A 7,389-nucleotide genomic window follows, 5' to 3' on the forward strand; every position below is an offset into this window, starting at 1 on the left:
CACATGACGCTACCCGGTCGGTCGCGGTGCGGCGCAGACGATAGAAAGGACCCCGATCAGCCACGGGGGGAGCAGGTGACCGGGGACGCGGTCCCCGGCGGACACGGAGGTTCGTCAGATGCCCGAGGCGCTGCCTCTGCAACCCGGTGACCCGAGAAAACTCGGCTCGTTCGAGATCACGGGCCGGCTCGGCGTCGGTGAGCAGGGCGCCGTCTTCCTCGGCGGGGACCCGGCCGGCGGCCCCGTCGCCGTGAAGGTCCTGCACGTGCGGCTCAGCGGCGAGCCCGCCGCCGGGTCACGGTTCGCCGACGCCTTCTCCGCCGCCCGGAAGGTGTCCGGGTTCTGCACGGCGGCGATCCTGGCCGCCGATGTGGACGGTGACCGTCCCTACGTGGTGAGCGAATGCGTGGACGGGCCGTCCCTCCAGCAGCTCGTGGACGAGGAGGGCCCGCGTGGAGGCATCGTCGTCGAGCGTGTGGCGGTCGGTATGGCGGTCGCTCTCGCGGCGGTCCATCGGGCGGGCGCCCTTCATCACAACCTGAAGCCGGGGAACGTTCTGCTGGGCCCGAACGGGCCCCGGATGAGCGACTTCGGCATAGTCCATGCCTTGGACGCGGTCAACGCGGCTTTCACGGGGCACAACACGGAGGACCCGTCCTACAAGGCCCCTGAGCAGTTGAGCGGGATGGGCCTCGGGCCGGCCGCGGACGTGTTCTCATGGGCGGCGACCCTTCTGTTCGCCGCTACGGGCAAGCCGCCGTTCGGGGACGGTTCACCGTCCGAGGTGATGCAGCGGATCGTCTACGACGAGCCGGATCTGTCGGGCGCCCCCGATTCCCTGCACGAGGTCATGACCGCTGCTCTGGCCAAGGACCCCGCACAGCGTCCTACGGCGGCGCAGATCCTTGAACGGCTTCTGGGCGCGACGAGCCCGCTCCCCGGCCGCCTGCCGCCTTCCATGGCCGAGGAGGGGCGTGCCTTGGCTGCGGGTACGGCCCCCCAACAGACGGCCCCCCAACAGACGGCCCCCCAACAGACGGCCCCCCAACAGACGGCTCCCCAACAGACGGCTCCCCAACAGGCGGCGGGTACGGCTCCCCAACAGGCGGCGGATCCGGCCCCCCGGCAGAACGTCCCGCCGCCGAGTCCTCCCCTGGGGGCGCCCCAGCGTCCGCTGGGAGTCGCTCCCCAGCTCGGGTTCACATCACCCGGCCCTGCGCAGGGTGCCCCGGCGCCGGCCTTGCCCCTTTTCGGGAAGCTCTCGCTCACGCGCCGACCGCGCCCCGCGCCGGAGCCCGAGCCCGAGCCGCTCGCCGATCTGGACCCGGCGGCCTTCGAGGCGACCACGACCTTCCACGCCGTCGGCTCGGACCGTCAGGAGGAGCCGGCCCCGGCCGACCAGACCGCGAGGTTCGACGCGGTCGGTCCCGACCCCACGGCCATGTTCGACGCGGTCGACCTTCAGGAGCACGCGAACGGCGCCGCGTCCGCCCCGCACTTCGTCCCGGGTCTCGGGCGTGGGCGCGACACAGGCGAACGCGGCGCGTCACCGTTGTCGTCCATCGTGAAGATGCGGCGTCCCAGCAACCATGTGCTCGGCGTCGCCCTCTCGCTGTTCATCGGCGTCGGCGTCGGTATCGCCATCATCACGCTGGTGTTGTGGCCTCAACTCAAAGACGACGGCGGCGGCCCGCCTCCGAACAGCACGAACACGTCCAGCAACCGTCCGGTGACGACAATCCCGGCTTCGTTCGCGGGGACGTGGAAGGGGACCGCCGTCAACACCAACCGCAAGGTGGCCTTCCCGGTGGAGGTCACTTTCGAGGCAGGCGGCACCACCGCGCACGCGGTGTATCCACGGGAGAAGTGCACCGGCACCCTAACGCTGACCAGTGGCACAGAGAGCGTGCTGAAGATGAACCTGGCCATTGCCAAGCCGTGCACCAGTGGAGTCGTCGAAGTCACCCGGCGGCCGGATGGGACGCTGCAATACATGTGGAACAGGCCGGGGACGGGGCTCGGCTACGGCGGCAAGCTCACCCGCGGCTGACCTGGGGCCAGGCCCCGGGCAACAAAAAAGCCACATCTGGCAAGATGCCCAGTTTGTCATCTCATATCAGGACAGTTCCGCTAAGGTTTTCCCTCGGTCGAAAAATCGATCATGTGAAGGGGCTCGCCGAGCGATCCCCCGACTGAAGGAGAGGCCTTGCGGGCTGTCCATCGAAGGCTGCTGCTGGCCGGCGCGGTCGCGACGTGCCTGGGCGCCGCCGCCGCGCTCCCCGTGCTCGCCGACGACTCCGGGTCCCTCGTGCAGGTGACCGCGGCGAAGGGCACCCCCGTGCCCGGCCAGTACATCGTCACGCTGAAGGCCGGGGCGTCCTCCGACGCCGCCGCCAAGAAGGTCAACGCCACGGGCGTCAAGCACTTCGACGGCGTCCTGAACGGCTTCGCCGCCCGGCTCACCGACGACCAGCTGAACAAGCTGCGCCACGACAACCGCGTCGCCGCGATCGAGCAGGACCAGGTCATCAAGGCGAACACGACCCAGTACTCCCCCCTGCCCTGGGGACTCGACCGGATCGACCAGCGGTCCAGGACGCTCTCCAAGAGCTACTACTACAAGTCGTCCGGCAGCGGCGTGAACGCCTACATCATCGACAGCGGCCTCGACGTCACGCACAAGGAGTTCGGGGGCCGCGCCTCCATCGCCTGGACGGCGAAGTCGTTCGGCGGCGACGGAAGTGACTGCAACGGTCACGGCACCCACGTCGCGGGCATCATCGGCTCCAAGACCTACGGCGCCGCCAAGTCCGTCAACCTGCGGGCGCTGCGCGTCCTCGACTGTGACGGCTCCGGCTACGTGTCGGAGGTGATCGACGCCGTCAATTGGCTGCGCACCCACGCCGCCAAGCCGGCCGTCGCGAACATGTCCATCGGCGGGCCGAAGTCCACGGCACTGAACACCGCCGTGATGAACCTGTCCAAGTCCGGGGTCTTCGTATCCGTCGCCGCGGGCAACGACAACAAGGACGCCTGCAACTTCTCGCCGTCCAGCGCGAGCTGGGTCATGGCGGTCGGCGCGACCACCTCCTACGACAACCGCGCGTCCTTCTCCAACTGGGGCAAGTGCGTCGACATCAACGCGCCCGGTTACGGCATCTGGTCCACCGTCCCCGGCGGCGGAGCCCAGAAGTACAGCGGCACGTCCATGGCCACCCCCTACGTCAGCGGTGTCGCTGCGCTTTACCTGACCACCCACAGGTCGGCCGGCTTCCCGGAAGTGCAGAAGTGGCTGAACGACAACTCCACGCACAGCCTCAAGAACCTGCGTTCGCAGCCCAACCGGCTCCTCTACAAGGGCAAGCTGTGACACCTGTCGCGTAAAATGGCCCGGCTCCCAGCGAGGGAGCCGGGCTTCTCGCGTGTGAAGCCGTCCCACCGCCCCCAGGGGTCTACCCTTGCCAGGCACAGACGGTTCCCTAATGCTCGCTGACCTTCGAGCCTGCGGACCTCCATACCCACGGCCGTGAGGAGAGGAGAACACGTGGAGAGCCCCGCCTCCACGCGCCGGCATGGCGGACGACGCGTCGCCGCGGCGCTCGTGGCCATCACCGCCGCGCTGCCGCTGGCCGGCGCCGGCACGCCCGCCGCGATCGCGGCGCCGCCCGCCTCCGTCCCCCTGGACCCGGGCGACAGCGCCAAGTTCGCCAAGCTGAACCGTCAGATCGAGCAGCTCGACAAGGAGTACGGCGGCGACCTCGCCAAGCTGAAGGACGCCGAGTACGCGGCGAAGAAGGCGCTGAGCAAGTCCAACGCCCTCGAACGCGACCTCCAAGAGGCCCGCGACCTCGTCGCCCAGCTCGCCGCGACGCAGTACATGATGAACGGCGAGGACCCCACCGTCACCTTCCTGTCCGACGCCAACCCGAGCGACGTGCTCAGCAACGCGACCCTGGTCAGTCACCTCGCGCAGAACAAGGCCGCGAAGGTCGCGCAGATCCAGAAGCTCGTCAACGACCAGCTCCAGGCCCGCAAGCAGGCCCAGCAGAAGATGGCGGACCTGAAGAAGGAACTGAAGGACCTCAAGAGCCGCCAGGCCCAGATCAAGGCCCTGGTGAAGAGGTACAAGCCCGAATCGCCGAGCGTCGGCATGGGCGGTGTCACACCCCGCATGCTGAAGGTCAAGAACACCCTCGACGTGGAGTTCGGCCCCTTCCCCACGATCGGCTGCGTCCGCCTCACCGGCGACCCGCAGGACCACGGCACCGGCCACGCCTGCGACTTCATGGTCACGACCGGCGGCGTGATGGCGAGCGGCAGCGCCCAGGCCCTCGGCGACCAGACCGCCCAGTACGCCATCTCGCACGCGAGCGCCCTCGGCATCAAGTACGTCATCTGGCGCCAGCGCATCTACGACATGCGCAGCCCCGGCTGGCGCGCCATGGAGAACCGCGGCGGCGTGACCGCCAACCACTACGACCACGTCCACATTTCGGTCTTCTAGACGTGGCGGTCCGCTGAACGTGTCAGGACGTCCTCGGCAGGGGACGTCCTGACGTCACCTCTTGCGGCCGAAGAGGAAGTAGCAGATCGGCCCCGCGTAGTTGATGAAGGCGAGCACGCGCCACAGCCGCTTCGGGCCGTTGATCTGCTCGGCCGGCCGGCGCTGGATGTCGACCAGGGCGGCCGCCAGCAGCGTCACCTGCACCGCCCCGGCGCCCATGACGAGCGAGCGTTCCCGCCGGCTGAGCTCGGACCACTTCCTGCCACTCACGATGTCCCCCCGAGGCCGGTTGTCCTCTCAGGCTAGCCGGGGGCGTACGGCGCGCCGAGGGCGCCCCGGTGGGGGGCGCCCTCGGCCGGCCGGTCAGTCGGCGTAGCTGGGAAGCATGCGCTCGTGGGCCTCGCGCAGTTCCGACAGGCCGATGCTGAACAGCTCCTGCTGGTCGCCCTCCGGGCCGCGTCCGGTCACGTGGAGCGCGTCACCGCCCACGACACCGATCTGGGAGACCGGGACGCCCGCCGACTCGCACAGGGCCGCCAGGCGCGCCTCAGCGCCCGGACGGACCACCAGCATCGCGCGGGCCACCGACTCGCTGAACAGCGCCACGAACGGGTCGCCCGGCAGCGTGATGCGGGCGCCGAGGCCACCGCGCAGGCACGACTCCACCAGCGTCTGCGACAGGCCGCCGTCCGACAGGTCGTGGACCGCCGTGACGAGACCGTCCCGGACGGCGGCGACCATGACGGACGCGAGCGCCGCCTCGGCCTTCAGGTCGACCAGCGGCGGCAGGCCGCCCAGGTGGCCGTAGACGACGTGCGCCCACTCCGAGCCGCCGAACTCCTCGCGGGTCTCGCCGAGCAGCGCGATCGTGGCGCCGTCGGTGGTCAGCGACATGTTCACCCGGCGGCGCACATCGTCGTGGACGCCGAGGACGCCGATGACCGGAGTCGGGTTGATCGGCGTCTCCCCGGTCTGGTTGTAGAAGCTGACGTTGCCGCCGGTCACCGGGATGCCGAGGTACTGGCAGCCGTCCGCGAGGCCCTCGACGGCGCGTGCGAACTGCCACATGACCCCCGGGTCCTCCGGGGAGCCGAAGTTGAGGCAGTTGGTGACGGCCAGGGGCCGCGCGCCCGTGGCGGCGACGTTGCGGTACGCCTCCGACAGCGCGAGCTGCGCGCCCGCGTACGGGTCGAGACGCGTGTAGCGGCTGTTCCCGTCCAGGGACAGCGCGATGCCCAGACCGGACTCGTCGTCGATGCGCACCACGCCCGCGTTCTCGGGCATGGCCATGACGGTGTTGCCGAGGACGTACCGGTCGTACTGCGACGTCACCCACGTCTTGCTGGCGAGGTTCGGGGACCCGGTCAGCCACAGGACCGTCCGGCGCAGCTCGTCGCCCGTGGACGGACGCGTGAGCCGCCCCGGCGTGTCGGCCTGCAGGGCGCCGAGGTCGTGCGGGGGCTCCATCGGGCGGTTGTAGACCGGCCCCTCGTCGGCCGCCGTGACCGGCGGGATGTCGACGATCGTCTCGCCCCGCCACGTCATCACCAGCCGGCGCGTGTCGGTGACCGTGCCGATCACCGTCGCGGGGATCTCCCAGCGGGCGCAGATCTCCATGAAGCGGTCGACCTTGTCGGGCGACACCACCGCCATCATGCGCTCCTGCGACTCGCTCATGAGGATCTCCTCGGGAGTGAGCGTCTCGTCGCGGAGCGGGACGGTGTCGAGGTCGACGTACATGCCGCCGGTGCCGGCCGCGGCCAGCTCCGTCGTCGCGCAGGACACACCGGCCGCGCCGAGGTCCTGGATGCCGACGACGAGGTCCTCCTTGAACAGCTCCAGGCAGCACTCGATGAGCAGCTTCTCCATGAACGGGTCGCCCACCTGGACGGACGGCCGCTTCTGGTGCGACTCCTCATCGAACGTCGCGGAGGCGAGCACGGACGCGCCGCCGATGCCGTCCGGGCCGGTCAGGGCACCGAACAGGATCACCTTGTTGCCGGGGCCCGGGGCCACGGCGCGCTTGATGTCCTCGTGCTTCATCACGCCGACGCACAGGGCGTTCACGAGCGGGTTCTGCTCGTAGCAGGCGTCGAAGACGGTCTCACCGCCGATGTTGGGCAGGCCCAGCGAGTTGCCGTAGCCGCCTACACCGGCCACCACACCGGGCAGGACGCGCTGCGTGTCGGGGGCGTCCGCCGGGCCGAAACGGAGCGAGTCCATTACCGCGACAGGGCGGGCCCCCATCGACATGATGTCGCGGACGATCCCGCCGACACCGGTTGCGGCGCCCTGGTACGGCTCCACGTAGGACGGGTGGTTGTGCGACTCCACCTTGAAGGTGACCGCCCAACCCTGGCCGATGTCCACGACACCGGCGTTCTCCCCCATGCCGACTAGAAGCTTGTCCGTCTTCGGGGCTTTGTCGCCGAACTGGCGCAGGTGCACCTTGGAGCTCTTGTAGGAGCAGTGCTCGCTCCACATGACCGAGTAGATCGCCAGCTCGGCCGACGTGGGGCGGCGTCCGAGAATGTGCCGGACGCGCTGGTACTCCTCGTCATTCATCCCCAGTTCGACATGCGGCTGGCGGCGCTCGGGGGAGGAGGCGGCGATGGCGACCGTGTCCGTGCCGTTGTAGGCCGGGACGGACGCCTCGATCGCGGGCAGCGGACCCGTCCCCCGCCCGATGGACGGCTGCGGGCCCGTCCCGGAGCCGATGGCGGGCTGCGGGCCGGTGCCCGACCCGACGGCGGGCTGCGGGCCGGTTCCGGCCCCGATCGCGGGCAGCGGGCCGGTGCCGCGGCCGATGCGCGGCAGCGGACCCGTACCGGGACCTTCGGCGCGCGGAAGCGCGAGCGGACCCGTGTTCGGGTGGATGACGGGCT

Annotated in this window: 5 protein-coding genes; 3 read left to right on the forward strand and 2 right to left on the reverse strand. The window is 70.1% G+C overall.

Annotated features, from left to right (window positions below):
• Nucleotides 1–118: 118 nt before the first annotated feature.
• The 3 genes from AF1_RS03165 (at nucleotide 119) to AF1_RS03175 (ending at nucleotide 4,504) form a co-directional block, all read left to right on the forward strand.
• Nucleotides 119–2,050 (forward strand): serine/threonine protein kinase, encoded by a 1,932-nt coding sequence (locus tag AF1_RS03165; RefSeq protein WP_067793460.1) that lies wholly within the window; start codon nucleotides 119–121, stop codon nucleotides 2,048–2,050.
• Between the two features lie 156 nt (nucleotides 2,051–2,206).
• Nucleotides 2,207–3,370 (forward strand): S8 family peptidase, encoded by a 1,164-nt coding sequence (locus tag AF1_RS03170; protein ID WP_067793461.1) that lies wholly within the window; start codon nucleotides 2,207–2,209, stop codon nucleotides 3,368–3,370.
• 174 nt (nucleotides 3,371–3,544) lie between these two features.
• Nucleotides 3,545–4,504 carry a coiled-coil domain-containing protein gene (locus AF1_RS03175; protein WP_067793462.1) on the forward strand — a complete coding sequence of 320 codons (960 nt, stop codon included), beginning with the start codon at nucleotides 3,545–3,547 and terminating at the stop codon, nucleotides 4,502–4,504.
• A gap of 54 nt (nucleotides 4,505–4,558) precedes the next feature.
• On the opposite strand, the gene AF1_RS03180 is transcribed toward AF1_RS03175, so the two are convergent.
• Complete coding sequence (locus AF1_RS03180) at nucleotides 4,559–4,774, reverse strand: PLD nuclease N-terminal domain-containing protein (protein ID WP_207393972.1); 216 nt, start codon at nucleotides 4,772–4,774, stop codon at nucleotides 4,559–4,561.
• 93 nt (nucleotides 4,775–4,867) lie between these two features.
• Entirely contained in the window at nucleotides 4,868–7,069 is a 2,202-nt protein-coding gene (purL, locus tag AF1_RS03185; RefSeq protein WP_174548813.1) for a phosphoribosylformylglycinamidine synthase subunit PurL, read from the reverse strand.
• Nucleotides 7,070–7,389 lie beyond the last annotated feature (320 nt).

Origin of the sequence: Actinomadura formosensis NBRC 14204, from assembly GCF_001552155.1 — a bacterium.
GTDB classification, from domain to species: domain Bacteria; phylum Actinomycetota; class Actinomycetes; order Streptosporangiales; family Streptosporangiaceae; genus Spirillospora; species Spirillospora formosensis.